This window comes from Calidithermus roseus (assembly GCF_003574095.1).
Taxonomy (GTDB): Bacteria; Deinococcota; Deinococci; order Deinococcales; family Thermaceae; genus Calidithermus; species Calidithermus roseus.
The window spans coordinates 1-3,158 of record NZ_QWLA01000140.1 but is presented as its reverse complement, the minus strand read 5'-3'; the positions used below and the strand labels follow the sequence as shown (position 1 = coordinate 3,158).

The 3,158-nt window shown below is 70.2% G+C and carries 5 protein-coding genes; all 5 read left to right on the top strand.

Annotated features, from left to right (window positions below; genetic code table 11):
- Positions 1-320: hypothetical protein (locus Mrose_RS19090; protein ID WP_220452367.1), on the top strand; the 320-nt coding region annotated here is incomplete at its 5' end.
- A gap of 187 nt (positions 321-507) precedes the next feature.
- On the top strand, positions 508-1,005 hold the full coding sequence (locus Mrose_RS18105) for a phage baseplate assembly protein V (protein WP_119280619.1): 498 nt from the start codon (positions 508-510) through the stop codon (positions 1,003-1,005).
- The gene (locus Mrose_RS18100; protein ID WP_119280618.1) at positions 1,005-1,328 is read left to right on the top strand and encodes a hypothetical protein; all 324 of its coding nucleotides are present in this window, start codon (positions 1,005-1,007) and stop codon (positions 1,326-1,328) included. Before Mrose_RS18105 ends, Mrose_RS18100 begins: the two co-directional genes overlap by 1 nt.
- 21 nt (positions 1,329-1,349) lie before the next feature.
- Positions 1,350-1,700 carry a GPW/gp25 family protein gene (locus Mrose_RS18095; RefSeq protein ID WP_220452366.1) on the top strand — a complete coding sequence of 117 codons (351 nt, stop codon included), beginning with the start codon at positions 1,350-1,352 and terminating at the stop codon, positions 1,698-1,700.
- Positions 1,701-1,707: 7 nt separating this feature from the next.
- Positions 1,708-3,158: baseplate J/gp47 family protein (locus Mrose_RS18090; protein ID WP_220452365.1), on the top strand; the 1,451-nt coding region annotated here is incomplete at its 3' end.

Genomic DNA, 3,158 nt, shown 5'->3' with positions numbered 1-3,158 from the left:
CCCCCGCCCTGCGCACCACCCTGACCCGCGACAGCGCCAACCGCAACCCGGCCCAGGCCGCCCTGGCTGGCCTCTCGCAGAGCATGTCGGCCCCCGAGCCCATCGAAGTGCGCGGCAGCCTGGACACCGTGCGCTACGGGCACGTGCTGCGCAACCGCCGCTTGGTGGGGCTGCGCGGGGTGGGCCTCTCCTACGACGGCTACTACTACGTGCGCCAGGTCACCCACCGCATCGACCTGCGGCAGTCGAGCTACACCCAAAGCTTCGGCCTCTCCCGCGAGGGCATCGGCACCCTGCTGCCCCTATTGCCTCCCCTCTAGGTTCGCCCATGACCCCTTCGATAAGGCATTACCCGTCCAGCGCTAGGCTCGAGCCTAGCGGCCCCTGGCCTGTCGAGGGTCGAGGGCCAAGGCGTCTTGCGTTTGGCGTTCGGCGTTTGGCGGCTTACGTACGACGTACGACGCAGGACGTACGACCCGCTATCGACCCTCTAAACAGGTGACCCTTATGCCCAATTTCTACGGCAAATACCGCGGCGTGGTCAGCGATAACCGCGACCCCTTGCAACTCGGGCGCATCCGGGCGCGGGTGCCCGACGTGATGGGGGAGCAGGAGAGCGGCTGGGCCATGCCCTGCGCGCCCTTCGGCGGGAGCGGGATGGGCTTCTTCGCCCTGCCCAAGGTGGGAGCGGGGGTGTGGATCGAGTTCGAGCACGGCGACCCCGAGTATCCCATCTGGAGCGGGACCTGGTGGGGCTCGGTGGCCGAGATGCCCCCCACCCTGCTGCCCCTGCCCGACCAGAAGGTGCTGCTCAAGACCTCGGGCGGGACCAGCATCTTGCTCGACGACACGCCGGGGATCGGGGGGATCACCCTCGAGACCGCCAGCGGCCAGAAGATCGTGCTCAGCCCCACCGGCATCGAGATCAACAACGGCATGGGCGGGGTGATCAAGCTCAGTGGGCCGCAGGTCTCGGTCAACAACGGAGCGTTGGAGGTGATCTAGTGCCCGGATTCCTGCTGCACCAGGGGGCCAGCGTGCTGTGCCTGCACGGCGGGCAGGCACAGGCCACCGCGCCCAACCCCAGGGTCAAGGTGATGGGCCAGATGGTGGTGACCCAGAGCGCCCCCCACAGCGTGGCGGGTTGCCCCTTCACCACCCCGGCGGGCAACCCCATGCCCTGCGTCACGGCCCAGTGGGTCACGGCAGCCACGCGGGTGCGGGTGGGGGGCGTGCCGGCGCTCTTGCAGGACAGTCAGGCCATCTGCGCCCCCAACGGCACGGGGGTCGTCGTGGTGATGACCCAGACGCGGGTCAGGGGGATCTAGAGGGGAGGGATCGGCGTGAGGATGGATTTTCCCTATCGCATCGCAGGCAAGGGGCGCACCGCCGCCACCGAGGGCGACACCTACGTGCGCGACCTGATCGAGCAGGTGCTCTTCACCAGCCCAGGGGAGCGGGTCAACCGGCCCACCTTCGGCAGCGGGCTGCTGCGGTTGATCTTCGAGCCCAACAGCGAGCCGCTGGCCTCGAGCGCCCAGCTCGCGGTGCAGGGAGCCCTGCAACAGTGGCTGGCCGATTACATCCTGGTCGAGGCGGTGCGGGTGCAAAGCCAGGAGGCCACCCTCGAGGTCACCGTGCAGTACGTGGTGCGGCGCACCCAGGAGCGGCGGGTGGAGCGCTTCCGGCGCAGCCCGTGAGGCGGTCATGACCCAGTACCGCTGCAAGAACCCCGCCCGCGCCCTGCGACTGGCCCAGCCGGGCCTCGACGGCGTGGACTACAACGGCATCGACTACCTCGAGGTGCTCGACGAGGAGGCTCCCAGCCCCGCCCAGCGGCAGCGCACCCTGCTCTTGCGCTGCTTCAAGGCCATCAACCCGCCCCTGCGCCAGGGCAACGTGCGCCTCGAGGGGGGCGTGCGCATCCGGGGGGTGCGGGTGCGCTGGGCTTACGTGGCCTCGGAGTTCTCCACCAACCCCGCCGACGCCGCCCAGGTGCCCAACAGCCTGGTGACGCTCGAGGAGCGCCGCTACTTCACGAGTCTGCCCGACCCCCAGCAGGTGCTGGTGATCCGCACCGAGCAGGAGGGCGACTACTCCAGCTACACCCTGCGGCTGGTGCAAAGCCCCTCCATCCCCACTCCGCCCTCCGGCTTCGACGCCCAACTCTCCGAGGTGGAGTTTTCCTTCAAGGTCGAGTGCCCCAGCGACTTCGACTGCGCCCCCGAGGAGGAGTGTCCGCCCGAGGCGCTGAGCGAGCCCCGGCTGGATTACCTGGCCAAGGACTACGCCAGCTTCCGCCGCCTGATGCTCGATCGGCTGGCCCTGCTCATGCCCGGCTGGCAGGAGGGCTCGCCCGCCGACCTGCAGGTGGCACTGGTGGAGTTGCTGGCCTACGTGGGCGACCACCTGAGCTACTACCAGGACGCCGTGGCCACCGAAGCCTACCTGGGCACCGCGCGGCAGCGCATCTCGCTGCGGCGGCACGCCCGGCTGCTGGACTACCCCATGCACGACGGCTGCAACGCGCGGGCCTGGGTCTGCCTCGAGGTCGCCCCCGCCGCCGACGGCCTGGTCTTGCCCGGCCCCGACCCCAGCACCCACCGCCCCGGCAGCCTGCTGCTGACGCGGCTCGAGGCCAGCGGCACCGTGCTCCCTCCCGACCGGCTCGCCGAAGCCCTGAGCCAGATGCCTGAGGCCTTCGAGACCCTGCACGACCTGCCCCTCTTTGAGGCCCACAACCGCATCGAGCTGCACACCTGGGGCGACGAAGACTGCTGCTTGCCCAAAGGGGCCGCCCAGGCCACCCTGCAAGACCCCGGCGCAAAGCTGCGGCTGAAGGCGGGCGACTACCTGCTCTTCGAGGAGGTGAAGGGGGCCAAGAGCGGGCTCGAGGCCGACGCCGACCGCCAGAAGCGCCACGTGGTGCGGCTGAGCCGGGTCACGCCGGGCCAAGACCCGCTGGTGCCCGACCCCGCCAACCCCGCCCAGCCCCTGCCGCTGCTGGAGGTGGAGTGGGCCGTAGCCGACGCCCTGCCCTTCGCACTGTGCCTCTGCAGCGTGCTCGAGGGGCAGCCACTCAGGGGCATCAGCGTGGCACGGGGCAACGTGGTGCTGGCCGACCACGGGCGCACGCTGGAGCCGGAAGAACTCAGGGC